Source organism: Pseudomonas syringae group sp. 247E2, from assembly GCF_032587795.1.
Classification (GTDB): Bacteria; Pseudomonadota; Gammaproteobacteria; order Pseudomonadales; family Pseudomonadaceae; genus Aquipseudomonas; species Aquipseudomonas amygdali.
In genome coordinates, this window is sequence record NZ_JAWHPK010000008.1 from 976,243 (window position 1) to 1,000,494 (window position 24,252).

Genomic DNA, 24,252 nt, shown 5'->3' on the forward strand with positions numbered 1-24,252 from the left:
CCCGACGATGACGCGTCCTTGATCAAGCTGGCGGCCTTATAAGGACAGAGCCAGCGTGTTCGGCTGTCCATTGAACAGGCAGGCATGCGGGGCAACTTGATGAAAAGTTATGGTAAATCCGCGTTCAGGGCATCTTCGCTTCTGAGCGGCAGGATAAACGCTGTTCTGATGGCGGCCGCCATTGTGATTTCCTTGCTCGTGTTGACGGGGTACACCTATTGGCCGCGTTCGCCAGTTCGGCTTGTTCAGGGCGAGAATCTGGCCATGTCCGGTTTGTATGCCAGCTGGAAGAAAGGTGATGTGATGGTACTGGTTCGCCACGGCGAACGCTGCGACCGCTCCAGCAACGAGTGCCTTGGTGCAAACGACGGCATCACTCGCTACGGCAGTTCCGTTTCGACAGATGTCGGCCGGTCGTTCAGCGAACTCGGGCTCGCACACACCGATGTAATAACCAGCCCCTTGACCCGCACCGCCCAGACCGCACAAGCCATGTTTGGCCATCCGGTGGAGGCCCAGGAATGGTTGTACAACTGTGACGAGACAATGCTGAATGAGGTCGTGGCGCACAAGTCTCTGAATCGAAATCTGATTCTGGTGACGCACAGCGGTTGTATCGGTCAGCTGGAAAGTCTGCATGGGTATCCCCATGCTGCCACCAGCGAGTACGACAGCGCGCTTTTCATTTCGCTCGACAGTCGGGGTAAAGCGGTTATCCGGGGGGTTATAAACCCGGAGGACTGGACGCAACTTTCCCGGCTTCATCTGCTGTGGCATTGAACCCAGGTGTATTTTCGCGTTGTCAAATTTCTGTTTATTTATACACAAGGGTGAGTCTTGGGTTGTGCAGGCGTGAAAAGTGTTTAAGAGCTGTTCAACAATTATTCAACAACTCACTGTTTATAGTTTAATGCCCTGTGCCTGTCGGTATCCTCTTTCTCATCAAACCGGTATCTTCCTTGATGACGTCTCGTGCGCGTTCGCCATTGCTGTTGCTGCTGTGTGTCTTGCTGTTTTTTCTCGCACTGGGAAATCACCAGTTGCAAAATTCGACGGAGCCGCGCGTTGCTGGCATCGCCATGGAAATGTACTTGAGTGGCAACTGGATTACGCCGAAATTGAACAACCAGCCTTTCCTGGAAAAACCGCCGATGAGTGTGTGGCTGGATGCGGCGGCTATTCGGGTGTTCGGTCCTGCCCCATGGGCGGTGAGACTGGCTTCTGCCTGCGCCGGGCTGCTCAGCGTGTTGCTGCTTTACACCATGCTGCGGCGTTTCGGCCGGCCGGTATTCGTGGCCTGGGTAGCTGCTTTCATGCTGGCGACCCAGGCCAGCTTTTGGAGCAATTCGCGGCAAGTGGGCGAGGACGCCTTGCTGGCGCTGGGGGTAACCACGGCCTTGCTGGCATTCTTCCATGCCAGTAATCGCCTGCGTGGTGACGGACTCTCTACAGGGCCCTGGTTGCTGTTCACGCTGGGTATCACACTGGCGACCCTGAGCAAGGGCGTGCTGGGGCTGGCAATGCCGGGCGTGGTGATTTTCGCCTGGCTCGTTTGCGAGTCGTTGCAGAACAAACGCATTGCTATTGCTCACTGGTTGCGCCCGGCAATGTTCACCCTTGTTGCTCTGATTCCGCTGCTCGTGTGGCTGTGTTTCCTGTACGGACAGGGTGGCACGCAGTCATTGAAGGACGTGCTGTGGACCAACAGCGTTGGACGCTTCAGTGGTTCCTTCGAAGAGGCGGGGCACTACGAACCTGCCTATTACTACCTGACAAAGCTGCTTGAAGCATTTTTGCCATGGAATATCCTGGTTTATCTGGGGTTGTGGCATTTTCGAAAGCAGTTAATGGCCAATCGTTATCTGCTGTTCTTCGCCCTGTGGTTGGGCGCGCAGTTCCTGCTGTTGTCGCTGGCCTCCAGTAAACGCATGGTTTATCTGATGTCGCTGGCACCTGCTGCGGCAGTGATTGCTGCGGAATATGCTTTTGTTCTGGGTGAGCGATTGCAGGCTCGGTCGGGACGCTCATTTTTTGCGGCGTCTATCGTGAGGAATGGAAAGGCGCTCATGGCTGCAGGCGTTGTGCTGGTTGTAGTGAGCTATCTAAGTGCAGCCCTATGGCTCGCGCCACAAGCCGACAGGCAGTTGTCATTTCTGCCGCTGACCGACAAAGTCCATACCCTGCAGGTGCAGGGACGGCAGGTTGCCTTGTTCCAGCCCAGCGAACGGCTGGCGGGGGCCAGCGTGTTCTATAGTCAGAGCCTTCTGAAAACACTCAATAGTAACGCTGAATTGACTGGTTTTCTTACCAGCGCTGACGGCAATGTCGCTGTGATGGAAAGCATGCAGCCACCCGAACCGCCTCTGCAGATTGTTGACAGCGTAAAGGTCGGGGATCGTGTCTACTATTTCGTCAGTCAGGCACCAGGGGCAGGGGCTGTCAGTAACTGACAGCCCCTCTGTACGGCGGGCGGAGCAGGGCCACTCATATGGCCTGACTGCTGGTTAACTGGTCATAGGGTGTCCACCGCTTCTGCGGGATAGGCAAATCGCAGGATTCACCACGACCGATGGGGAAGTAGTGAAAGCCGCGCGTTGCCAGCCGTTCGGTGTCATACAGATTCCGGCCGTCGAAGATGATCGGTGCATTCAGCCGCTGCTGTATCAGCTCGAAATCCGGGGCTTTGAACTGTTGCCACTCGGTGCAGATGATCAGCGCATCGGCATCGTTGAGAACGGACTCAGGTGTTCCCATTAGAATCAGGTCCTTGCGATGACCATATATGCGTTGGGTTTCCTGCATGGCCTCGGGGTCGAATGCCCGCACGCTGGCCCCGGCTTCCCACAGTGCTTCCATGAGCATGCGGCTGGGAGCGTCGCGCATATCGTCGGTATTGGGTTTGAACGCCAGCCCCCATAAGGCAAACGTCTTGCCGCGCAGGTCGCCCTGGTAGAACGCATTGACCCGCTCGAACAGCTTGTTCTTCTGCCGCTCATTAATTGCTTCGACTACAGACAGCAGATCGTTGGAGCAATGCGCCTCTCTGGCGCTGTGAATCAAGGCGCGAATGTCCTTGCCGAAGCATGAGCCGCCATAGCCGCAACCGGGGTAGATGAAGTCATAACCAATGCGTGAGTCGGCACCGATGCCCAGCCTTACGGACTCAACGTCTGCGCCCAGATGTTCTGCCAGCTCGGCGATCTGGTTGATGAAACTGATTTTGGTCGCCAGCATGCAGTTGGCGGCGTACTTGGTCAGTTCGGCGCTGCGCAGGTCCATGAACATGATGCGGTCATGGTTGCGGTTGAACGGTGCATACAGCTCGCGCATGACTTTGCGCACCGCTTCATTTTCGCAGCCGATGACAATCCGGTCCGGGCGCCGGCAATCGTTGACCGCCGAGCCTTCCTTGAGAAACTCGGGGTTGGACACTATATCGAACTGCAACAGGCGACCGGCCTGACGCAATACCTTGTCGATATGGCCTCGCAAGGCGTCGCCACTGCCGACCGGCACGGTGGACTTCTCGACGATGATCAGCGGCTCGCAGCGATGCCGGGCAATGGCTTCGCCTACCGCAAAAAAACCGCCGAGATCGGCCGAGCCATCTGCTCGGGAGGGCGTGCCAACCGCGATGAACAGCACCTCGGCATGCTCCACCGCCAGTCGCTCGTCGGTGGTGAAGTGCAGACGTTCATGATCCAGATTGTCACGCACGAGATTGGCCAGTCCAGGCTCGTAAATGTGTACCTGACCCTGACGCAGTTGATCGATTTTGGCCTGGTCAATGTCCATACAGACAACATCATGGCCGACTTCGGCAAGTACGGTCGCTTGTACCAGACCTACATATCCGCTACCGAAAACGCTGATTCTCATGGGGAAGATCCTGAAGTGACGGGCTGGAGATGCGCCGCAGGTTGATGGTCAAGACACCTGCCACAATCAGCGTGACACCCACAGTTTTCGATACCGTGAACGTCTCATGGAAAAATGGCAGGGTTGCAGCCAGCGTATAAACCAGTGCATAGCTGATACTGAGGAGCGAATAGGCACGGCTGAGGGGCAAATCACGCAGCGCCAGCAGCCAGAAAAGCATGGAGAGTGCATAGGCTGTGATCGAGGCGCAGATGACGGCGACGGCACTGGACTGAGCCTGCCCGATATCCTGCAGGTCGAGCCATTGCCCAGGCGAGGGGAGGCGGCTCATGCCCCAGCGCATGCCCAATTGCGCCGAACTGACCAGTACAACACTGGTCATGGCGTACATCGTTGCGCTACGGCGGGTCATGCCTGGCGTCCCAGCTGAAATACGCCGACAAGGATCAGCGCAATACCAAGCCAGTGCTGTGGGTCAACCGGCTCTTTGAAAACATAGCGTCCCGCCAGGGTGATCAGCACGAAGTTGAGGCCCAGCATGGGGTACGCGATGCCTACATCCATGCGTTGCAGCACCAACAGCCAGACCAGCAGACCCAGCCCGAGGCAGGCAATCGCCAGCCACAGCCATATTGAACGCAGTGCAGCAAATACGCCGGGAAATGTCCCGCGCCAGCCTTCCACTGCGTACTTTTGTGCGATTTGGCCCAGGCACGTCAGCAGGCATGCGCTCAGGAGCATCAGCCAGGTCATAACGCTGACTTCTCATAAATGAGGATGGCCAGGTTGCCTTCGTCGTAACGCTGGCCGTCCTTGGGAAGCATTTCAAGCTCCTCCAGCTCATCATCACTCTTGCCACGCATGATCACGCCGACCCTGCCTTCGCTTCGGGCTTTTGTAATCCAGGCGTCGATGTCCTGCAGACGGACTTGGCGGCCCTGTACATCCGGATAACCCAGGCCGTATTCAAGCTCGCCCCAAGTATTGAAAAGCGCGATGTCCGGTCGTTTCAGGCGCCACGACATGGCAGAAGCAGCGCCCAGATCATTGCTCAGCAAATGTGTACAGGCTGCCAGCTCCGTTTGATGCCTGGCGACAAACTGGTCGGGAGTCTTGTTGTACACCACGTCGTTTGGTAGTGCCGCAGGCAGCAATACGATCAGCAACCAGCTTCCCACCGCTGGCAGAGCCCAGAAGGTCAAAGGGCGGATGCCTTGCAGGGCGTTGGTGAGTGTCCATCCGGTAAGTACGATGATCGCCAGCAACAAGTGCATCGGTTCGTTTTCGTACACGGGCTGTTTCAACTGCACGTAGATCAGCGCTAAAAGCCCGAGAAAGGTCAATGCTGCGTTAACTATTCCGTTAACGCGCAACGCCGTGCCACGGCCTTGATTGAGACGTTCGACCAGAGCGTCAGCCATGAGCAATGCCAGCGGCAGCAGGCAAGGCAGTATGTAGGTCGGCAACTTGCCTTTGCTCAGGCTCAGAAATGCCAGCGGCAGGACCAGCCATAGCAGCAGGAAGGCGGTGTCGGGCCTGTTTTTCTGTTGCCAGGCTTGCTTCAACGTCACGGGCAGCAGCAGCGCCCAAGGCAGGCAAGCCGCGATCAGTAGAGGCAGGTAGAACCACCAGGGTTGGGCATGCTGCGCATTGTCCCCGGCAAATCGGCGAATGTGCTCGTGCCAGAAAAAGTAACGCCAGTAATCGGGCTCTTGCTGGTGTACCGCCAGCGCCCACGGCAGACAGACTGCAATGGCAATCACCACTGCAAGCGGGCCGAACCTGAGCAGTTCAGTCAGGCGGCTTTGCCATAGCATGTAGGGCAGGGTGATGATGACCGGCAACGCCCAGGCGAGAAAGCCCTTGGTCATGAACCCCATGCCGCAGGCTACGCCGACCAACGTCCAGGCTAGCAGGCGGGCTCGACCGATGCTGTGCACGGCGTACCAGAACGCTACCAGCGTCAAGTTGGTCCAGAGGGTGAATTGCGGGTCGAGATTGCTGTAACCGGCTTGGCCGGCGACGAAACCGAAACTCATGAACAGCAGTGCGCTGGCGAAGCTTTTGCGCGGGTCGCGCCAGATCTTTCCCGCCAGCATGTAGGCCAGCAAGACACTTAAACCGGTGCTTATCGCCGAAGCAATGCGCACGCCGAACAGGTTCTCGCCAAACACCGCCTGGCCCAAGGCAATCAGCCAGTAACCGGCAGCCGGTTTTTCAAAGTAACGCAAGCCCATGAAGTGCGGCGCGATCCAGTTGCCGCTGTGAAGCATTTCCTGGCTTATCTGGGCATAACGGGTTTCATCGGGAATCCACAAACCATGGAAACCCAGTGGTAGCAGGTAGGCCAGCAAGAATGCCGCTAACAGGAGTGCGCCATCACGGTATCTGGAGTGCATCACTGTTGCACCCCCAGCCAGCCTTCGCGACCGGGCAGGTGACCGCGAACAACTTGTCCGCAAGGCAGTTGCTCGATGGATTCCGGCAGCAGCTGGCCCAGCGGGTTGAACTCGATTTCCCGTGCATCGGCCTGCCTTAAAAGCTGCCTGAAGCCGTCCGCCATGACAATGCCTTCGACTTCAGCATGAATGGTGTAGACGTTGAGCCGTTGCGCAGCGAAGCGGTTGAGGATGTATTCGTTGAAGGCCCCTGGCTGGAGCTGTGGGCCGACCACCTCGTCGAAGGTCGGCAAGTCCACCGGGATCTGCGGCGTGCCGAGTCTGCCATCAGCCAATAACGGGCGAAACAGGGTAGCGCCGCGACAGTCGCTGTTGTAGCGGAAGCCAAACGCCTGCTTGGCCTGCACGACATGCTGGTCGGCACGCCAGCCCGCTGCTGCGGAGCAGATCACCGGGTTGCCTAAAATGTCGCTCAGGCAGTCGACCCCACGGTGTATTTGCGCGGTCAACTGGCGATCGTTCCAGCGTCCGGCATTGGCTTGCCAGCCATGGTGATCCCATGCATGCAGGCCGACCTCGTGGCCTGCATCCAGAGCGCGACGCATCAACGGGCCAAGGTCACGTCCTATCGGCTTGCCCGGCCACGCCGTACCCGCCAGCAGAATATCCCAGCCATACAGGCTTGCTGCTCTGGAGCGAAGCATCTTCCAGAAAAACGTGGGCCGTGCGAGACGCCACAGGTGACGTCCCATGTTGTCGGGGCCGACGCTGAAAAAGAACGTCGCCTTGACCTGAGCTTCATCGAGTATGTCCAGCAACCTCGGCACGCCTTCACGGGTGCCCCTATATGTGTCGACATCGATTCTTAAGCCTGCCTGCATCAGCGCATATCCGCCTTTTCAGCCATGGCTTCGCGAAGGAAGAAGTCCAGGGTTTTGCCAATCGTTTCGCTCAGCTCGATACCTGGTGTCCAGCCAATCAACTGTCGGGCGTTGTCGATACTCGGTTTGCGATGGCTGACATCCTGATAACCCTTGCCATAAAAGGACTGGCTTTCTACTTCGCGAAAGCCTGCGAATGGCGGGAAGTTGCCGCGCAACGGGTGCGCTTCGAACTGGCGCAGCAGCTCTTCACCCAATTGGCGAATGCTGGCTTCATTGTCGGGGTTACCGATGTTGATGATCTGACCATTACAGCGCCCATCACGATTTTCGATAATCCGCGCCAGCGCCTCGATACCGTCGGCGACATCGGTGAAACAGCGCTTCTGGGCCCCGCCGTCCACCAGCCGAATCGGCGTACCTTCCACCAAGTGCAAAATCAGTTGGGTGATGGCCCGAGAACTGCCGATACGCGCCGAGTCCAGTCGGTCCAGGCGTGGGCCCATCCAGTTGAACGGGCGAAACAGGGTGAATTGCAGGCCTTTCTGACCATAGGCCCAGATCACGCGGTCCAGCAGTTGCTTGGACACCGAGTAGATCCAGCGCTGCTTGTTGATCGGGCCAACGATAAGGTTCGATGTGTCTTCGTTGAAGCTTGCGTCCTGGCACATACCATAGACTTCGGACGTTGACGGGAAGATCACCCGCTTGGTGTACTTCACGCAGTAACGGACGATCTTCAGGTTTTCTTCGAAATCCAGCTCAAACACTCGCAACGGGTTGCGGGTGTATTCAATCGGTGTAGCGATGGCCACCAATGGCAGCACCACATCGCATTTCTTGATGTGATACTCGATCCACTCGGTGTGGATGCTGATGTCGCCTTCGATAAAGTGAAAGTTCGGCTTGGTTCGCAGGCGCTCAATGGCGTCTGAACCGATGTCCATGCCGTAGATGTCGTAACGATCGTCCTGCAACAGGCGTTCTGACAGATGATTGCCGATGAAACCGTTGACGCCGAGGATCAGCACGCGGGTACGGCGGGCCGGGCGGCGCTTTTCTGTATCGAGCAGTTGCGAGCCTTCCACCAGCCCGAACTCGCGAGCCAGTTGTGCGCCACTGAGGTACAAGCCGTTGTCGCCGCGCTGCCCTGCGTTGATCACCAGCGAGCCCTCACCGCAGGCGATACGCAATGGGTCGTGACTGATGACCGTGCCGGGTGCTTCGCCGTTGTTGCCTGCTTCGGCACTGGCGGCCCAGACAATCAACTTGTTTTCGCCTACCGCGCAAAATGCGCCAGGGTAGGGCTGCGTGACTGCCCGTATCAGGTTGTACAGTTGAATGGCCGGAAGCGACCAGTCGATCAAACCGTCGGCCGGGGTGCGGCGACCGAAACAGCTTGCAAGGGTTTCGTCCTGCGGCGTGCCTGAAAGTTGCCCGAGGGCAAGCAGCGGTAGCGTTTCACTAAGCAGGTCAGCGGCGGCTTCACGCAGTTTGCCGTGGAGCGTCAAGGCCGTATCGGTGGAACTGATCGAGACGCGTTGCTGAGCGACTATTGGCCCTGCATCGGCGCGTTTGACCATCTGATGCAAGGTCACGCCGGTTTCGCTTTCGCCGTTGACCAGCACCCAGTTCGCCGGTGCTCGCCCGCGATAGCGTGGTAACAGCGAGCCATGCAGATTCAATGCGCCTTTTTTCGCGCAGGCCAGTAACGGATCACCGAGAAGTTGGCGGTAATAGAAGGAAAAGATGAAGTCAGGGGCCAGTTTACCGATGCGTTCTACCCACAAAGGATGATTAGGGTCCTCAGGAGCATGTACGGGAATGCCATGTCGCGCGCACAGCTGAGCCACGGAACCGAAGAAGGTTTTTTCCTTGGGGTCGTCGGCGTGAGTGAAAACTGCAGCAATTTCATAACCTGCGCCCAGCAGCGCTTGCAGGCCGACACAGCCAATATCGTGATAGGCGAAAACGACAGCTTTAGGGCTCATGGCGCAACCTTGTTCATATAGGGAGTTACAGAGGAATCGACGCTTTCGCTGACAACTTCGGACGAGCTGCGCACGACTTTTTCAATGAAGAAGCGCGGGCGCGCGCGGACATCGCTGTACATTCGGCCCAGGTATTCACCCAGTAATCCCATACCGATGAACTGCCCTCCGGTGAATACGAACAACACCGCAAACAGCACGAACGTGCCGTCACCGGCCCATGGCGCACCGAAGATCAGACGCAGAATGATCAGTAACGCAGCGAACAGCACACCGAGCAGCGCCATGCTGAAGCCGATAATGCTGAGCAGGCGCAAGGGCGTAGTGGTCATGCAGGTGATCAGGTCAAACATGAGGTTGACCAGGCGCATGGGGCTGTATTTCGAGTCGCCATGTTCACGTTCAGCGTGATCGACCAATACCTCCGTCGTGTGCCGCGCAAAACTGTTAGCCAAAATCGGAATGAAGGTGCTGCGCTCCCGGCAGGCCAGCATTGCATCGACAATCGTGCGCCGGTACGCGCGCAGCATGCAGCCGTAATCACTCATAGCCACGCCGGTGGAACGCTGTACTGCCACGTTGATGATCTTTGATGGCCAACGTCGCCATGCGGAGTCCTGACGATTGCTGCGCACTGTGCCGACAACGTCATATCCCTGCTCTGCAAGCGCCACCAGCCGGGGAATTTCCTCGGGAGGGTTCTGCAGATCAGCGTCGAGGGTGATCACCACATCACCTTTGCATTGCTCGAACCCAGCCATAATCGCTGCGTGCTGACCGTAGTTACGATTCAGAATCACCGCAACGAAGGGGCTGGCGCTGCGCTCGGCGGCCTGCTGAAGAATCTCTGCCGAGTCGTCGCGACTGCCGTCATCCACCAGCACGATTTCGAAGCGGTGATTCAATTGTTTACAGGCCGCTTCAGTACGCCGTAGCAACTCGGGCAAGCTCTGGCGCTCGTTGTAGACAGGGATGACAATCGACACAAACTTGATTGGGTAGGGTCTCAATGGCTGGATTCCACGGTCGATTCAATGGCACTGACAACCCGCTCGACATCATCCAGCGTCATGTCAGGGAACAGGGGGATAGAGCAAAGCCTTGATGAATTCCATTCGGTGTCTGGCAGGCAGACGTCAGGGAAACGTTTGCGGTAATAGCTGTGCAGGTGAGTCGCTATGAAGTGGATGCCGGTGCCGATGTTTTGAGCCTGCAAGGCCTTCATGAACGCGTCGCGATCCAGCCCGCAGCGCTCGGGATCAATGCGCAGAATGAACAAGTGCCAGGCGTGATGCTGGGCGTAGCGGGGCAGGGCGAGGGGCAGGACCGGGTTCGAGGCCAGCCGTTCGAGATAGTGGCTGGCGAGCGCCTGACGCTTTGCATTGATTGCGTCAAGGCGTTGCAACTGGACCAGGGCGATACTCGCATTCAGGTCGGCCAGATTGTATTTGAAGCCTGGCTCCATGACTTCTGCCTGGGGTTTGCGACCCAGCGTCAGCCGGTCGTAGGCGTCGACACCCAGACCATGAAATTTAAGTTGGCGCACCCGATCAGCCAGTTGTGCATTGTCAGTGACGAACATTGCACCTTCGGCACAGGTCATGTTCTTGATCGCGTGAAATGAAAATATCGCGGTGCCCTGGTTGCCAATCGGACGACCCTTGTAAGCGGTTCCGGTCGCATGGGCAGCGTCTTCTATCACCGTAATCCCGTACCGATCTGCCAGCGCATAAAGCGGGTCGAGATCGAATGCGGCGCCAGCGTAATGCACCGGCACGATCGCTTTGGTTCGTGGCGTGATGGCTTGCTCAATGAGCGCGGCGCTGCTCATCAGAGTGCCACGGTCGACGTCGACAAAAACCGGAGTGGCCCCCAGCAGGCAAATCATGTTGGCCGTCGACACCCAGGTCTGCGAAGGCGTAATCACTTCATCGCCAGGTCCGACCCCCAGTGCCAGTAGCGCAACATGCATCGCCCCGGTAGCAGACGACAACGCAACCGAATGTTGCGCGCCAAACCGAGCCGCAAATTGCTCCTCAAGCTTCTGACATTCCGGCCCGGTTGTGATCCACCCGGAACGCAGCACACGAGTCACCGCAGCAACTTCTTCATCGCCTATGGAAGGCCGTGAAAAAGCAAGAAAAGCCTGGCTCATAGATATTTTTCCACTTTACGTTTCATAGCCAATACATAAAAAACGCATAACACGGGTACCCAAACATAGGCGTGCATCAATAACGAGCTGCCAGGACGGGAATACCGGTAGCGGCTGCAAGTGGCGCTATGTGTATGGGCACACTCGCTGCACACCAGAAACGGCCTGCTGACGAAAGCAAGTGTCGCGAAGATAGGGGCTCAAACATCAAAATATTGTCCAGACGCCGTTGGTTTTTTGTAGCGCATTGCAGCGCTTGTCAGCCATAGGGTAGGGTGAGTTATATGGGGATAACAATGTCGTCATGACAATATGTAGAATTATTAATGTGGTGTTCAGCTTTCATTTAGGTAATCGCAGACAGACAGCTTGAGTTCAGCTTGGTCATGCTAATTGTGGACGTTTATAAGTGACGTTACGTATGACAATGCCATTGAAATTTAATGAAGCTTTCATGACCGGAATGCGAATTTATATGGCTGGCTGCAGGCAGCAGCTTGAGTGCCCGGATGCTCAGATCGGGATGATTGGGCCTATGCGGCGGTAGGCTGCCTTACGGCTGTCGGCAGTGCGTCTGACAGTTTGCTCAGATCAGTTAGTGGAGCGAACGGAGGCGTGGAGGATCAGGCATTATCGGGTCACCTATATAACTCAACTAAATGTCTGTTTAGTTGAGTTATATAGGATATGGCTTGTTGCATAAGTATAAATGGGCGAGGGTTGCTGTTCCAAACCTCGGAACTGTCATATTTATCACCTATCAGGTCATCAGGCTACAGGATTGGTTTTGGCCATGCTGTTACATTCCTTTCATACACTTGCGCACATCATCGTCTATAACGTTGCCTGGCTTGATGCAGTCCCTTAGCGGCTTTTCGTCTTGCATGTCTTCAAACTCAGCTTTGGCTCGGTTCCGGCACTGTTTGTTAACAGCCTTGCCCAGCGGCGATGTATCGCCTTTATATGACTCGCATGTCGCTGCATTTGCAGCTTTTTGCATCTGCACGACCATTGGCAGGGTCGCGGGATCTACAGCCCATGCTGGTGAGCTTATGCAGGCAATCAGAGTCGCTATTATCCGTTTCATCATCAGTCCTTGATTTCAGGTTTAGCAGGCGTTGGTACCGTCGGACGGACACTTTACCGCAAAACGTTTTGAATTCGAGTGCTGACTTGGGTACGTGAGCCAGGCGCAATGTCTCGGTCCGTCATTGTGGATCGTCTCAAACAGTCGATCACGATGTGTTGAAATTTACGCTGCACATGGGTCGGACACTGAAGTGTGAGGGGCTTCGATTTACACGTTCTTGAAATACACAGGAGGCAGTTCGCGGGCTTCAAATCTGGTGGCCAAGGCTCACCAAGGATGTACGTGTAGGTACGCATAATGTATATTATGTTAAATTGTATCTATTTGTAACTCCTACCAGCAACCTAAGATCTACGCGCCATGGTCTCCATTTCCAAGCTCTACGCCTCGTCAAAGGTAAAGGCTTCCCCGATGACGACGTGAAGCATTTGAGATCTGCGTCACTTCACTGGTTGCGACACACCTCGGCGACAGCGGATGCCAAAGTGCGCGATCACATTGAGGATCTTTGAAATTTAATAGGACCTCTCTGGCACAGCAATCACGCTTCTGCCGGGCTTGGGCGACTTGGGGCCTCAGGGGAATCGACCGGACCAGTAACCGATGGTCGCGACACTCGGGCCGTTTTGCACCTCGGCTCACGTCCCTCATGCGTTACGGCTGGCCCTGGGCTCAGTGAGTACGGAGACCCTGCGTGAAGCGCTGACCACCCTAAAGCGGGTGGTCGGGGCCTATATCTGATCTCGCTTCACTCAAGTACGAAAACGAGACACGAGGTCGTTCAACTCGACCGCCAGACGCGACAGCTCGTGACTCGCCGCATTGGTCTGCAGGGCGCCAGCCGCAGACTGCGCGGACAGGTCACGAATGGCGACCAGGTTGCTGTCCACTTCACGGGCGACCTGAGCCTGCTCTTCCGCGGCACTGGCGATGACCAGATTGCGTTCGTTGATCTGGCCGATGGCAGCAAATATGTCTTCAAGTACCGCGCCGGAGGCTTGAGTGATTTCCAGGGTCCCTTGCGCACGCAGGGTGCTACCTCGCATCGAGTCGACAGCTTGCTCGGCGGTGGTCTGCACGCTGCCAATCATCTGCTCGATCTCGCGGGTGGACTCCTGGGTGCGATAGGCGAGCGTTCGCACCTCATCGGCGACCACGGCAAAGCCGCGCCCCGCTTCACCGGCACGGGCGGCCTCGATGGCGGCGTTGAGGGCCAGCAGGTTGGTCTGCTCCGATACCGCACGGATCACGTCCAGTACCTTGCCGATGTTGCGTACTTCGCCGGCCAGGTGCTGGATACGCTCTGCGCTGCCCTGGATTTCAGTTGTCATCAACTGAGTACCCGCGATGTTTTCGCGAACCTGTTGACGGCTTTTCTCCGACAGCGTGTTTGAAGCTGTCGCCGCTTGCGAAGTGGAGACGGCATTGCGCGCGACTTCTTCGACGGCGCTGGTCATCTGGTTGACTGCAGTGGCGGCTTGTTCAAGTTGCATGTCTTGTTGCTGCAGGCCACGGTTGCTTTCCTCGGTCACTGCGTTGAGCTCTTCGGCCGCCGAAGCCAGTTGGGTCGCGCAACCGGAAATCAGGATCAAGGTGTTGCGCTGGCTGGCTTGCATGCGCTGAAGCTCAACGAACAAGTCGCCGATCTCGTTGCGGCCCGGGGGCACGACCTCTTGGGTCAGGTCGCCGTTGGCGATGCGTTTGAAGTTCTCACCGGCCTCACGAAGCGGGCGCAGTACACGGCTGGAGATGAACATCCAGCAAATCACCGCCAGCGCCAGAGTGATACACGCCAGTACCAGGGATAGCCGCTTGGCGGTGGCCAGGCGTTCACTGGCGTCCCGGTTAATCTCAGCGGCACGGGCATCCAAGGCGCCGACCAGATTCACCCGGATTTCCTGAAGTTTGGTCATACCCTTGCCAGCGCTGATGTTGACCACGAAATACTGGTCCGCCGAGCGTGCACGGGTGGCGGCGCGCTGGCCGACGATGGCGTTGCCGTACTCGGCGAACGCGGCCTTCAATTCGTCGGCGAGCGCTTGAAGTTTCGAGTCGCGAATATCGGCGTCGATGCATTGAGCTTGGCAATCGCATCGTTCCAGATGCCTTCACTTCGCATCAGCCGGGCTTCCGCATCCTCAAATCGACCACCCACGGTTTCGATGAAGGCCGATGACACATTGGCACTGGTACGGATGGCCAACAGCAGTGAGTTATTGATGCCGTCAATCTGTTGTGAAGTATGTCTGAGCTCGTCGACCTGGTCATAGCTGCGCATTGCCGATGACCAGCTGTTGATGATCGAGAACATCAGCGCGATGACGAATAACACCAACACGCCGATCATGCCTGTGCGGACTTTCAAGTGTGCGAACATGGGAATATCCCGACTCCGAATAGATTTTTGTAATACGCTATCTACGCCAAGGCGTTAAAACTTAAGCGGTTAACAGAGAACCTGTGCGATCACCGCACAGTTTGGAGGACGCTTGCCTTATATTTTTGCGTCCGCTCCTGGCCTCCGGTGTTGATGCGCACGTCCTTGCATATATTTTTCATCAGGCTGCCGGTCGTGTAGCGTCCGTTGGATCCAAGGCAGTGCTCGGGCACAGATTCATTCGCCTCAGCGCTGTCCCCACACTTGGAAGAGAAAGGGCAAATCAAGCTGATCGCCGCGCAAATTCACCCTGCGCCGGGCGACTATGAAAAAAACATCGCCAAACATAGCGAAGTTGGGCCCATCAAGGAGGCGGTGGCCACCTACACAGCGCGAGCTGCGGAGAAGCTGCGAGCTCAAGGCTCAGTGTGCAAGAAGATGCGCTTGAGCGTGCGTACGGGCATGTTCAATCCGGACGAAGCGAAGTATGCCAACGGTGTCGTGATCGAGCTGCCCTACGCTACCAATGACACTCGGCTGATGTCGGTCATGGACTCGATCAACAGTCGATGGGGACGCGGGACGTTACGCACAGCGACAGTGCCGACTACACCGGAATGTGCTAAGCGGCGCGACTTGATGAGTCAGAGTTATACCACGCGGGTTGATGAGCTCTGGATAGCCAAAGCTCATTGATGAGTGTCGCGCGAGCTTGATTTAAGGCACGCGCGAGTTGGGGGAAGACCCCCAACCTGACAAGGCTTTTGAAAGGATTGTTGGTTAAACGCGAAAACGGCGAACCTGCGTATTTAATCCGGCAGCGAGCTGAGACAGTTCCTGACTGGCAATCCGGGTTTGCTCGGAGCCTGTGGCCGTCTGTACTGAAAGATCGCGGATTCTTACAATGTTCCTATCTACCTCGCGTGCGACCTGTGCCTGTTCTTCAGCCGCGCTGGCGATCACCATGTTCAAATCATCGATACCGGAGACTGACTGCGCGATTGTTGCTAAGGCCGAGTTTGCGGACTGAGCCTGAGTTCGCGTAAGACGGGCCTGCTCTGCGCTGGACTCAAGTGCATCGACAGTGCGTGCGGTACCGTCTTGAATGCTACCAATCAACGACTCGATCTCTCGGGTTGACTCGCTCGTACGGTGTGCCAATGCGCGTACCTCATCAGCGACTACGGCAAATCCCCGCCCTGCCTCACCCGCGCGGGCTGCTTCGATCGCGGCGTTGAGTGCAAGCAGATTGGTCTGATCCGCCACCGATCGTATGACGTCCAGTACCTGGCTTATGTTGAGGGTTTTATCGGCCAAGTACTGCGCTTGCTCTCGGGCGTCCAAAACGTTCTCAGTTAGGGTTTCGATGGCCCCTAATGTTGCGCCCAACTGAGTCTGCCCTTCTCGGGCTGTTTCGGCAGCTTTTCTGGACTCTGTGGAAGTTGACGTTGCATTGCTAGCGACTTCCTCTACCGCTTGGCTCATTTCAGTAACAGCGGTCGCGGCCATCTCGATCTCGGTGTTCTGCTGCTGCAGTCCTAGTGCACTCTCATGCATGACTGCGGACATTTCCTCAGCCGATGCTGCCAGCTGAGTTGACGAATGACCCATGTGCGTAAGCGTCTCACGCAGATTGTTTTGCATTACCTGCATCGCCTGGAGGAGCTGAGCCGCTTCGTCGGTACCGCGTACATCGAGTACTTGCGTGAGGTCCCCATCGGCGATGGTTCTGGCGACCTGAACCGCCTGAGTGATTGGCTGCGCCAGGCTTGCGGTGAGCCGCCATGCCAAGAGCAGGGTAAGAGCCACCGCCAGCGTGATCGCAATGCCGGTTACCAGCTGTGACTGCGAGTAAGTCGAATCGGACGCTATTGCAGCGTTTTTGATTGCAGTCTCATTTATCTTTCGCAGTGCTTCCGTGCCCTCGTTCATTTTTGCACCGACAGACGCCATTTCGTCACTGATGACAAGACGAGCCTGATCGATCTGCCCCATGGACATCAGGTTTGTAAGCTTGCCAAGCAAGCTGAGATAGCTCGTGTAATGCTGTTGCAAGGCTTCCAGTTGCCTACGTTCTTCATCACTGCTCACAAGTGGCTCATAGCGTTTGAAGCTGCTGTTCACCAGACCGGATATACCGTCTATCTTGCTCAGGATGGCGGCGCGACTGGCAGCGTCAGGCATTGCGACCATACGCAGTGCCTCTATGCGCGTGCGGGCCAGTTGCAAGGCTAAGTTGTCGGCCTCGACAATACTCGGAATGCTGTTGTTCTCAAGCGCTAGTCCCTGCGCACGAATGTGTGACAATTGATTCAATCCGAACAGGCCAACGCTAAGCGTGAGCACTATCAGGACGCCAAAGCAGGCAAGGCTGCGGTAGGCAATTTTCAGGCTTCGAAGATTCATAGCAGGGCTACATGAGGGATTTATCGGTTATCGACTAGCCCAAGATTCTCAATAGATCCTATATATGAAGCTTTTATGACAGAAAGTAACAGCATGTGTGTAGTGTCGATGAACAGCCGATAGAGACGAGGGGCGCTGCGTATGGCAACGGCTGGTGATGCTGACCAAGTGGCGCCGGTTGCATGACTGGGACAGTCCCACCGAGGCGCCGCCGGTGAAAACCTTGCTGCGTGAAGCCCGCAAATCACAGTCGCGGCAAGGCGTGGCGGTACGTAAGAAAACCGCGGTGGCGCTCGAGCCCCTGCTGCGATGCTCGCGACCTGCGAGGATGGTGCGCGGGATCCGCGACCGCGCCCTCCTCCTCTTGCCTGGAACAGTGGCGGTCAACGACGTTCTGAAGTGATGGGCCTGCAGATCGGTGACGTGCGCCGACTGAATGCCGACACCTGGTTCTCCGCCCTGGGAGTGTGCAGCGGCCGATTGGGCAGCACAGCCTTCAATGTCGAGCCATCGCGAACGTCGTTGGCGTTTGCGCTTGAATCATAATTGGCGCACTCCCGGAACCTAAAGATTTGCTAGGATCGGCCGATGATTCAAAAATGATACGTTTTGCTACATTTCCGTACCAATGGCGTACTGCGGACATCTCATGAGGCATATACGTTGAACATCAACACTCAGCTCTCCAATTTTAGCTACACGCCAACGGTCGTCCCTGCGCCCAGGCCTGACAGTGCCAACGTCACAGATGAATCGCTTGAGTCGTCTTCTGCAGCTACAACTGCAATTCCTGCCGAAGGGGTAAAGGTCTCATTGTCTGAGGCGAGTATTCAGAAATCTGCCGACGACAAGAAGCCACAGGCAAAGTCGAATGCCGATATCGAATCAAGCGGCTTACCAGACCAGACGCAAAAAACCCTCAAGATGATCCGCGAGTTGAAGCGACAAATTGAGGAGAAACAGCAGGAGTTACAGGCGCTTATGGCGGATCAGAATATGGATCCCGAAATCAAAAAATCCAAAGTCGGCGCATTGGTAACGGAGATCGCGACCCTCAGCGCTGGCCTCGCGACCGCCAACAACGCCCTGGTAAAACAGGCACGCGAGAATAAGATATCACCCGACGAGTTGCAGCAGGCCCAACAACTCGCGGCGAAGTGATGTCGCGAAGTCCTCATAAAAAATAACTTACTTTCTCTGCGCGTTAACCAGCGTGTTACCTACTGCATAGACCGTACAAGGCAACCCCTTTTTTGCGAGTGTCATCTTCTCGCAGCGAGTTAGCGCTTTTTTGCCTGCTTGATCCTGACTGCGATGCCCCCCGCTCCAGGCCCAGACACCTGCTCCATTGGTCGCGAAAGCTTTTTCATACACCTGGCTGTTCAGATATTTTTGAAAAGACGCTTTCCCTGATGTGGCCAAGCCCTCGGGCGGGTCCAGATCCGGGACAGGTGCAGAAATGATCTCATCACTCGGCAGCCTGTTCTTATCCAGAAAATCAGCCACCCTGCCCCACCATATTTCTTCAGGCGCCCATTCAAAGAACGTGTGACCATCCTCACCAAATACGGGAGCCTGGAAAAACTCTCCACGTCCTCCATGATCGATGTAGCTTGCAAAAAACTCTTCGCCGAGTGGCAGTGGAAATACTTTATCGTTGGTGGCGTACATCCATAAGGTAGGCAGTCGTGAGAGGCTTCCGTAAGTTTTAATAGCCGCTAGAAGTTGCTCCTTGCCACAAACCTTGCCAGCCCCCTTGGCCCCGCGCCCACCGTCGAAATTTATTATCGCCCGTACGCCCGGTGGATTGGACGCGCCCGCTGCCAGCACCGAGAATCCTCCGGACGATACACCAATCAATACGGCCTCATCCGGTAATGACCAGGGCGCCCCCTGAATGGCTTGCAATGCTGCAATGAGATCATCAGCTGCAATTCTGCCGGCCCTGGCATGATGGGGACTGAGGCATGTTCCATCACGCTTTTCGCTGACACCTGACGATTGTCCATATCCCTGACGCATTACCACTACCGCTGCATAACCATGACGGGCAAATACGGTAGCCGCAGATGAGAAAAGATTGGGGCTTTTGGTGCGATCGCTCGAATCACCGTTAGTGCCATGAGTGATCAGAGCAACTGGCCAGCGCCCCGGCTTCTCTGGCCGCGTGACAAAAGCATCGAGAAGCGCACTTGAACCATCGGGCAAGCGGACGCTGAGCAGCAAAGGCTCTCTGATCAAACCATCAATGTGCGCATTGGCTATTAACGATAACGCTTCCCCTTGTGGCACTTCATTCATCAGGAGGAAAGTTCCGACGCCAGCCGCCAATACCAGTAACAGCACAGCGATCGATGCATTTTTTAACGCCATGCCAGAATCTCCCCGCAGAATGCGCGCCTCACTGGCGCACTATGCCCGCATTGATGCAAAAAAACGCCTCCTTCGCAAAATTGGTTCACAGACCTGCGAACCAATCCTCTTCCAAGCCTGGAACCGATCAGCCGAACCTTTGAGCATTGGCGCGCCAGGCTTGATCGCCTGCAATTGTGAGACGTCCTGCAACTGGAAGTTGATCGAACCAATTTTCATTGGCATCGCTCTTGCACCGGTCCCTTTGCCCTGAATGTCTGCGTGTAGGCAGCTCAGGGCATCTTTTTCTGGTCTGGTGTGAGTACCACGATGCAAAGGTTCGATCCTGACGTCCCCATCGACAACTCTTCGAAACTGGCACTGGATGCCTTGCGGCAGATCGTCGCTCAGCATGCGGCATTTCCCCTGCGGGCGCTGCCTACTGAACGGGGTCTGGCTGTCGATTTCGGGGTTAGCCGACGGGCAATTCGTCGGGCCCTGTCGGTGCTGGAAGCCGAAGGCCAGATCTGGCGGCGGCAAGGTAAAGGAACCTTTGTCGGACCTACACCACCCAGCGCTGCCATGAGTTTCGCCCGGCTTTCTGGCCGGACCAATTTCAGCGAGGTCATGGAAGCGCGTCTGCACCTGGAACCGGCACTTGCCTCACTGGCAGCGGTGCGGGCCAATGGTGAGCAGATGGCGATTTTGCGCCGCCTTGCCGAGCGCACCACTCGCCAGCAGGTCGCCGAGCAGACTGATGCCGAAGGCATCGAGCTGTGGGACAGCGCCCTGCACCGTGCAATTGCCGAAGCTGCGGGTAATCGGCTGATGCTGGATATCTTCGAAATGCTTGATGCGATCCGTCTGGACCCTACCTGGCGAGATTTGCGCCAGCGGGCGCGTAACGCCGACCGCCTCGACACTTACAGCCATGATCACGACGACATCGTCAGCGCTATTGAAAGCCGCGACCCGATCAAGGCCGCCACGGCCATGCGCGGCCATTTACGGGCGCTGCAACAGGCGCTGGATAACGTCATCAATCAAGACCTGGAGGCCAGCTTATGAGCGCCATCGCCCATCTCACAGAAACTGGCGACAGCACGGTGCTCAGTGTCAGAGACCTGACCGTACGCTTCGCCGGTGCGCCCGCCAACGTTGTCGACGGTTTGTCGTTTTCCGTCAAGCGCGGCAAGACCCTGGCCATCGTTGGCGAGTCTGGCTGCGGCAAGAGCGTGACCTCAATGGCGCTGATGGGACTTTTGCCTGCGACTGCCCAGGTCGGCGCACACGACTCTCTGCTGATCGATGAAGCCTTGCTGGGCATGTCCGAAGAACGCCTGCTGGATGTGCGTGGTAACCGCATGGCGATGATTTTTCAGGAACCGATGACTTCCCTCAATCCGGTTTTCACCATCGGTGAGCAGATCGCCGAAAGCGTGATGCGTCATCAGGGCCTTTCAGACAAGGCTGCCCGGCAACGGGCGCTGGAAATGCTGGAAAAAGTCCGCGTACCGGACGCTCGCCAGCGGCTGGACGCCTACCCGCATGAACTCTCGGGTGGCATGCGTCAACGGGCCATGATTGCCATGGCGCTGGCCAATGATCCGGCGCTGATCATTGCGGATGAGCCGACCACAGCACTGGATGTAACCATTCAGGCGCAGATCCTCTCGCTGATCGCCAACTTGCAGGGCGAGACTGGCACAGCGATGATTCTGATCACCCACGACCTGGGCGTTGTGGCCGAAGTCGCCGATGACGTCATGGTGATGTACGCCGGTCGCGTCGTTGAAAGCGGCCCGGTTAAAACCCTGTTCGACGATCCGCAGCACCCATACACCATCGGCCTGATGGGCTCGATGCCATCGATTGGTCCTCGTGAAGGTCGCCTGGCAACGATTAACGGCCGAGTGCCGACGCCGGCAGAAATGCCAAGCGGCTGCCGTTTCGCCGGCCGCTGCCCGTTTGTGATCCAGCAATGCCGAGACGAACGCCCGCCGCTGCTTGAGTTGTCTCCCGGACACTTCGCCGCGTGCATCCGTGCGCCTTTGGAACAGCATGTGGGAGTCAGTGCGTGAACCTTTCCAGACCAGACATCGCCGGGCGCGTCAGCCCCGACAGCAACGCGCAGAAACCCATTCTGGAAGGCATCGGCCTGAGCAAGCACTTTACCGTGCAAAGCGGCCTTTTGCAGCCGAAGAAGCCGCCGGTACAGGCTGTCAATGAGGTCAACCTGTCAGTCCGCAAGGGTGAGACGTTGGCATTGGTAGGCGAGTCCGGCTCGGGTAAATCCACCCTTGGCCGCTTGCTGCTCAACCTGCTGCAACCGACTGCGGGTGACGTGATTTACGAGGGCCGCAACCTGGCCAACCTGACACCGGAAAAGCTGCGTCAGGTACGCCGTGACTTACAGATCATCTTTCAGGACCCGTTCGCCTCGCTGAATCCACGCATGACCGTGGAATCCATCGTTGGCGAACCGATCTGGCTGCACAGCCAGGCCAGCCGCAGCGACCGTCAGGCCAGGGTCGCAGAGTTACTGCGCACAGTAGGTCTTGCCCCGGAACACGGTGGCCGACATCCCCACGAATTCTCCGGGGGGCAGCGCCAGCGCATCGGCATTGCCCGCGCACTGGCTTCCGAACCGCGCTTGATCCTCGGTGACGAGCCGGTTTCGGCGCTGGACGTTTCAGTGCAGGCGCAAGTGGTCAATCTGCTGGAAGACCTCAAGCACCAGTTCGGCCTGACCCTGGTGATTGTCGCCCACGGACTGGCCGTGATCCGCCACATGAACGACCGCGTGGCGGTGATGTACCTGGGTGAAATCGTCGAACTGGCGCCGGTCGACGCGCTGTTCGATAACCCTTTGCACCCTTATACCCAGGCGCTGATGGCCGCTGTGCCGGTCAGCCACCCTGACCTGCGCCAGCCGCGTTCGCTCCTCGGCGGCGATATGCCCAGCCCCAGCCGCCCGCCTTCGGGCTGCCGTTTTCATACCCGATGCCCGCATGCCCGTGCGCTGTGCAAGGAAGCTGTGCCGGTGATGGAAACAGTCGAGGCCGAACGTCAGGTGGCTTGCCACTTCTGGCGTGAAATCGCCAACGCAGGCAGCGCCACGCTGATCCTTCCGACACCCAGCGCTGCCTACACCCAGCGCCTGAATCTGTTCAAGCATCATCAATCCCTTGCAGTGGAGAGCCAGCCATGAGAATCGCACGCGTCGTGACAGGAACATTGTTATTGCTGGCCGCCAACGCTGCCTTTGCCGAATCGACGTTGCGCATCGGCATTCAGGACGATCCCGATGTGCTTGATCCGCATCGTTCGCGTACCTACTCCGGCCGTCTGGTCTACACCGCGCTGTGCGACAAACTGGTGGACGTCAACCCGGACCTGACTTACTCGCCGCAACTGGCCACCGCCTGGAACTGGAGCGAAGACGGTAAAACCCTGACCATGACGTTGCGCGAAGGCGTGACGTACCACGATGGCGAACCTTTTGATGCCGCCTCGGTGAAGTTCAACCTCGACCGCGCCCGCACCCTCCCCGACTCGCTGCGCAAAAGCGAGCTGGCCTCGGTGGACAGCGTCGAGGTGATAGACGCAAAAACCGTCGCCATCAAGCTCAAGCAGGCCGATGCCACGCTGGTTTCACAGCTGTCGGACCGCGCCGGAATGATGCTCGCGCCGAAAGCTGCGCAAGGCGAATTCGCCTCCAACCCGGTCTGCTCCGGCCCTTACAAATTCGTGCAGCGCGTGCAGCAGGATCGAATCGTGCTGGAGCGTTTTGACAAGTACTGGAATAAACAGGCGTATCACTTCGACAAAGTGGTGTTCCTGCCGATTCCGGATACCTCGGTGCGCCTGGCCAACCTGCGCTCCGGCGACCTGGATATCATTGAGCGTGTTGCACCAACCGATGTGAAAACGGTCAAGGGTGACAGCAAGCTGGCGATCTACAACACACCCGGCCTGGGCTACATGCAACTGATGTTCAACATCGGCAACGGGGAAAAAGCCAACTCGCCGATCGGCAAGGACAAGCGCGTACGCAAGGCATTTGAGCTGTCTATCGACCGCGATGCCATTAACCAGGTGGTGTTTGAGGGGCTGTACGCCCCTAGCGCTCAGCCGTTTCCGAAAAACAGCCCGTATTACGACAAGGACCTGCCGATCCCGGCCCGCGATGTCGAGAAAAGCAAGGCGCTGCTGGCGCAGGCCGGTGTGAAACTGCCGTTGGCGGTTGACCTGAAAGTGGCCAACAACCCTATCGCGCAACAGGTCGGGCAGATCATTCAGGCCATGGCTGAAGAAGCGGGCTTCAAGGTCAACCTGATTGCCACTGAATACGCGACGATGCTCAGCGAACAGGCGAGCGGCAATTTCCAGATTGGCATGAGCGCCTGGTCGGGCCGCCCTGATCCGGATGGCGATATCCATCAGTTCGTGACCTGCAAGGGTGGCCAGAACGACGGCAAATACTGCAACGCCAAGCTCGACGAGCTGTTGAACAAGGCGCGCACGGTCAACGACGTTGCACAACGCCAGGCGCTTTACAACGAAGCGCTGCGTTTGTTGGCCGATGAAGTACCGACCGCCTACCTGTATTTCGACCCGCGAATCATTGCCATGCGTAACAACGTGACCGGTTTCGTCCCTAACCCGGACGGTCTGATTCGTCTGGCCAATGTCGCGTTCAAGCCATGACTGACGGGCGCA

At 57.1% G+C, this 24,252-nt stretch carries 21 protein-coding genes and 4 pseudogenes; 11 read left to right on the forward strand and 14 right to left on the reverse strand.

Going from position 1 to position 24,252, the window contains the following annotated elements; genetic code table 11:
- Positions 1 to 99 precede the first annotated feature (99 nt).
- Together RYC18_RS11490 and RYC18_RS11495 are read left to right on the forward strand one after the other, a co-directional pair.
- Positions 100 to 780, forward strand: coding sequence for a histidine phosphatase family protein (locus RYC18_RS11490; protein WP_225231424.1), 681 nt, complete (start codon positions 100 to 102; stop codon positions 778 to 780).
- A gap of 182 nt (positions 781 to 962) precedes the next feature.
- Entirely contained in the window at positions 963 to 2,450 is a 1,488-nt protein-coding gene (locus tag RYC18_RS11495; RefSeq protein WP_316886063.1) for an ArnT family glycosyltransferase, read from the forward strand.
- A 34-nt stretch (positions 2,451 to 2,484) separates the two neighbouring features.
- Here the strand turns inward: RYC18_RS11495 and RYC18_RS11500 are convergent, their stop codons facing one another.
- The 9 genes from RYC18_RS11500 to RYC18_RS11540 all read right to left on the reverse strand — a co-directional run bounded on the left by RYC18_RS11500 (position 2,485) and on the right by RYC18_RS11540 (position 12,395).
- Positions 2,485 to 3,879 (reverse strand): UDP-glucose dehydrogenase family protein, encoded by a 1,395-nt coding sequence (locus RYC18_RS11500; protein ID WP_004667617.1) that lies wholly within the window; start codon positions 3,877 to 3,879, stop codon positions 2,485 to 2,487.
- Positions 3,857 to 4,261, reverse strand: a complete 405-nt coding sequence (gene arnF / locus RYC18_RS11505) for a 4-amino-4-deoxy-L-arabinose-phosphoundecaprenol flippase subunit ArnF (RefSeq protein ID WP_005777154.1) — start codon at positions 4,259 to 4,261, stop codon at positions 3,857 to 3,859. The genes RYC18_RS11500 and arnF overlap by 23 nt, the downstream gene beginning before the upstream one ends.
- 26 nt (positions 4,262 to 4,287) lie before the next feature.
- Complete coding sequence (arnE, locus tag RYC18_RS11510) at positions 4,288 to 4,632, reverse strand: 4-amino-4-deoxy-L-arabinose-phosphoundecaprenol flippase subunit ArnE (RefSeq protein WP_005743716.1); 345 nt, start codon at positions 4,630 to 4,632, stop codon at positions 4,288 to 4,290.
- Positions 4,629 to 6,278, reverse strand: coding sequence for a lipid IV(A) 4-amino-4-deoxy-L-arabinosyltransferase (arnT, locus tag RYC18_RS11515; RefSeq protein ID WP_005743715.1), 1,650 nt, complete (start codon positions 6,276 to 6,278; stop codon positions 4,629 to 4,631). Before arnT ends, arnE begins: the two co-directional genes overlap by 4 nt.
- Positions 6,278 to 7,159: a 4-deoxy-4-formamido-L-arabinose-phosphoundecaprenol deformylase gene (gene arnD, locus RYC18_RS11520; RefSeq protein WP_002553514.1), complete on the reverse strand. Its 882-nt coding sequence runs from the start codon at positions 7,157 to 7,159 to the stop codon at positions 6,278 to 6,280. The genes arnT and arnD overlap by 1 nt, the downstream gene beginning before the upstream one ends.
- A complete protein-coding gene (gene arnA, locus RYC18_RS11525) occupies positions 7,159 to 9,150 on the reverse strand; it encodes a bifunctional UDP-4-amino-4-deoxy-L-arabinose formyltransferase/UDP-glucuronic acid oxidase ArnA (protein ID WP_316886073.1) in 1,992 nt (663 codons plus the stop codon). The genes arnD and arnA overlap by 1 nt, the downstream gene beginning before the upstream one ends.
- Complete coding sequence (gene arnC, locus RYC18_RS11530; protein WP_005743713.1) at positions 9,147 to 10,160, reverse strand: undecaprenyl-phosphate 4-deoxy-4-formamido-L-arabinose transferase; 1,014 nt, start codon at positions 10,158 to 10,160, stop codon at positions 9,147 to 9,149. The genes arnA and arnC overlap by 4 nt, the downstream gene beginning before the upstream one ends.
- Positions 10,157 to 11,305, reverse strand: a complete 1,149-nt coding sequence (gene arnB, locus RYC18_RS11535) for a UDP-4-amino-4-deoxy-L-arabinose aminotransferase (RefSeq protein ID WP_005743711.1) — start codon at positions 11,303 to 11,305, stop codon at positions 10,157 to 10,159. The genes arnC and arnB overlap by 4 nt, the downstream gene beginning before the upstream one ends.
- A 799-nt stretch (positions 11,306 to 12,104) precedes the next feature.
- Positions 12,105 to 12,395: a hypothetical protein gene (locus RYC18_RS11540; RefSeq protein ID WP_005743709.1), complete on the reverse strand. Its 291-nt coding sequence runs from the start codon at positions 12,393 to 12,395 to the stop codon at positions 12,105 to 12,107.
- 374 nt (positions 12,396 to 12,769) lie between these two features.
- Here RYC18_RS11540 and RYC18_RS26445 point away from each other — a divergent pair.
- Positions 12,770 to 12,889 (forward strand): annotated as a pseudogene (locus RYC18_RS26445) (site-specific integrase); the annotation flags it as partial.
- Between the two features lie 112 nt (positions 12,890 to 13,001).
- Positions 13,002 to 13,136 (forward strand): annotated as a pseudogene (locus RYC18_RS26450) (PLP-dependent aminotransferase family protein); the annotation flags it as partial.
- A gap of 11 nt (positions 13,137 to 13,147) precedes the next feature.
- Here the strand turns inward: RYC18_RS26450 and RYC18_RS11545 are convergent.
- Together RYC18_RS11545 and RYC18_RS26455 are read right to left on the reverse strand one after the other, a co-directional pair.
- A complete protein-coding gene (locus RYC18_RS11545) occupies positions 13,148 to 14,308 on the reverse strand; it encodes a methyl-accepting chemotaxis protein (RefSeq protein WP_404940739.1) in 1,161 nt (386 codons plus the stop codon).
- A gap of 107 nt (positions 14,309 to 14,415) precedes the next feature.
- Positions 14,416 to 14,772 carry a Tar ligand binding domain-containing protein gene (locus RYC18_RS26455; protein ID WP_234707684.1) on the reverse strand — a complete coding sequence of 119 codons (357 nt, stop codon included), beginning with the start codon at positions 14,770 to 14,772 and terminating at the stop codon, positions 14,416 to 14,418.
- Positions 14,773 to 15,036: 264 nt separating this feature from the next.
- Here RYC18_RS26455 and RYC18_RS11550 point away from each other — a divergent pair, with 264 nt between their 5' ends.
- Positions 15,037 to 15,468, forward strand: coding sequence for a DUF4113 domain-containing protein (locus tag RYC18_RS11550; RefSeq protein WP_005777282.1), 432 nt, complete (start codon positions 15,037 to 15,039; stop codon positions 15,466 to 15,468).
- An 84-nt stretch (positions 15,469 to 15,552) separates the two neighbouring features.
- On the opposite strand, the gene RYC18_RS26460 is transcribed toward RYC18_RS11550, so the two are convergent.
- Positions 15,553 to 16,425, reverse strand: a complete 873-nt coding sequence (locus tag RYC18_RS26460) for a methyl-accepting chemotaxis protein (protein WP_404940740.1) — start codon at positions 16,423 to 16,425, stop codon at positions 15,553 to 15,555.
- Positions 16,408 to 17,178 (reverse strand): annotated as a pseudogene (locus RYC18_RS26465) (MCP four helix bundle domain-containing protein); the annotation flags it as partial. The gene RYC18_RS26460 and the pseudogene RYC18_RS26465, both read right to left, overlap by 18 nt.
- Before the next feature lie 139 nt (positions 17,179 to 17,317).
- Here RYC18_RS26465 and RYC18_RS11560 point away from each other — a divergent pair.
- Both RYC18_RS11560 and RYC18_RS11565 read left to right on the forward strand, forming a co-directional pair.
- Positions 17,318 to 17,715, forward strand: a pseudogene (locus tag RYC18_RS11560) (integrase); the annotation flags it as partial.
- A 126-nt stretch (positions 17,716 to 17,841) separates the two neighbouring features.
- Positions 17,842 to 18,339: a hypothetical protein gene (locus RYC18_RS11565; protein WP_005777289.1), complete on the forward strand. Its 498-nt coding sequence runs from the start codon at positions 17,842 to 17,844 to the stop codon at positions 18,337 to 18,339.
- Between the two features lie 27 nt (positions 18,340 to 18,366).
- Here the strand turns inward: RYC18_RS11565 and RYC18_RS11570 are convergent, their stop codons facing one another.
- The gene (locus RYC18_RS11570) at positions 18,367 to 19,551 is read right to left on the reverse strand and encodes a dienelactone hydrolase family protein (protein WP_005777291.1); all 1,185 of its coding nucleotides are present in this window, start codon (positions 19,549 to 19,551) and stop codon (positions 18,367 to 18,369) included.
- 309 nt (positions 19,552 to 19,860) lie between these two features.
- Here RYC18_RS11570 and RYC18_RS11575 point away from each other — a divergent pair, with 309 nt between their 5' ends.
- Genes RYC18_RS11575 through RYC18_RS11590 form a run of 4 tightly spaced genes read left to right on the forward strand, consistent with a single transcriptional unit; the run spans position 19,861 to position 24,240 of the window.
- Entirely contained in the window at positions 19,861 to 20,598 is a 738-nt protein-coding gene (locus RYC18_RS11575; RefSeq protein ID WP_005777295.1) for a FadR/GntR family transcriptional regulator, read from the forward strand.
- Entirely contained in the window at positions 20,595 to 21,611 is a 1,017-nt protein-coding gene (locus RYC18_RS11580; protein ID WP_005777297.1) for an ABC transporter ATP-binding protein, read from the forward strand. The genes RYC18_RS11575 and RYC18_RS11580 overlap by 4 nt, the downstream gene beginning before the upstream one ends.
- Positions 21,608 to 22,741, forward strand: a complete 1,134-nt coding sequence (locus RYC18_RS11585) for an oligopeptide/dipeptide ABC transporter ATP-binding protein (RefSeq protein ID WP_316886084.1) — start codon at positions 21,608 to 21,610, stop codon at positions 22,739 to 22,741. The genes RYC18_RS11580 and RYC18_RS11585 overlap by 4 nt, the downstream gene beginning before the upstream one ends.
- On the forward strand, positions 22,738 to 24,240 hold the full coding sequence (locus RYC18_RS11590) for an ABC transporter substrate-binding protein (RefSeq protein WP_029240982.1): 1,503 nt from the start codon (positions 22,738 to 22,740) through the stop codon (positions 24,238 to 24,240). Before RYC18_RS11585 ends, RYC18_RS11590 begins: the two co-directional genes overlap by 4 nt.
- Positions 24,241 to 24,252 lie beyond the last annotated feature (12 nt).

Excerpts from the sequence above, each read along its gene's own strand:
- RYC18_RS11490 (WP_225231424.1), top strand. The coding sequence starts at position 100 with ATGAAAAGTTATGGTAAATCCGCGTTCAGGGCATCTTCGCTTCTGAGC.
- RYC18_RS11495 (WP_316886063.1), top strand. The coding sequence starts at position 963 with ATGACGTCTCGTGCGCGTTCGCCATTGCTGTTGCTGCTGTGTGTCTTG.
- RYC18_RS11500 (WP_004667617.1), bottom strand. The coding sequence starts at position 3,879 with ATGAGAATCAGCGTTTTCGGTAGCGGATATGTAGGTCTGGTACAAGCG.
- arnF (WP_005777154.1), bottom strand. The coding sequence starts at position 4,261 with ATGACCAGTGTTGTACTGGTCAGTTCGGCGCAATTGGGCATGCGCTGG.
- arnE (WP_005743716.1), bottom strand. The coding sequence starts at position 4,632 with ATGACCTGGCTGATGCTCCTGAGCGCATGCCTGCTGACGTGCCTGGGC.
- arnT (WP_005743715.1), bottom strand. The coding sequence starts at position 6,278 with ATGCACTCCAGATACCGTGATGGCGCACTCCTGTTAGCGGCATTCTTG.
- arnD (WP_002553514.1), bottom strand. The coding sequence starts at position 7,159 with ATGCAGGCAGGCTTAAGAATCGATGTCGACACATATAGGGGCACCCGT.
- arnA (WP_316886073.1), bottom strand. The coding sequence starts at position 9,150 with ATGAGCCCTAAAGCTGTCGTTTTCGCCTATCACGATATTGGCTGTGTC.
- arnB (WP_005743711.1), bottom strand. The coding sequence starts at position 11,305 with ATGAGCCAGGCTTTTCTTGCTTTTTCACGGCCTTCCATAGGCGATGAA.
- RYC18_RS11540 (WP_005743709.1), bottom strand. The coding sequence starts at position 12,395 with ATGATGAAACGGATAATAGCGACTCTGATTGCCTGCATAAGCTCACCA.
- RYC18_RS11545 (WP_404940739.1), bottom strand. The coding sequence starts at position 14,308 with ATGACCAAACTTCAGGAAATCCGGGTGAATCTGGTCGGCGCCTTGGAT.
- RYC18_RS26455 (WP_234707684.1), bottom strand. The coding sequence starts at position 14,772 with ATGTTCGCACACTTGAAAGTCCGCACAGGCATGATCGGCGTGTTGGTG.
- RYC18_RS26460 (WP_404940740.1), bottom strand. The coding sequence starts at position 16,425 with ATGCAGGTAATGCAAAACAATCTGCGTGAGACGCTTACGCACATGGGT.
- RYC18_RS11570 (WP_005777291.1), bottom strand. The coding sequence starts at position 19,551 with ATGGCGTTAAAAAATGCATCGATCGCTGTGCTGTTACTGGTATTGGCG.
- RYC18_RS11575 (WP_005777295.1), top strand. The coding sequence starts at position 19,861 with ATGCAAAGGTTCGATCCTGACGTCCCCATCGACAACTCTTCGAAACTG.
- RYC18_RS11580 (WP_005777297.1), top strand. The coding sequence starts at position 20,595 with ATGAGCGCCATCGCCCATCTCACAGAAACTGGCGACAGCACGGTGCTC.
- RYC18_RS11590 (WP_029240982.1), top strand. The coding sequence starts at position 22,738 with ATGAGAATCGCACGCGTCGTGACAGGAACATTGTTATTGCTGGCCGCC.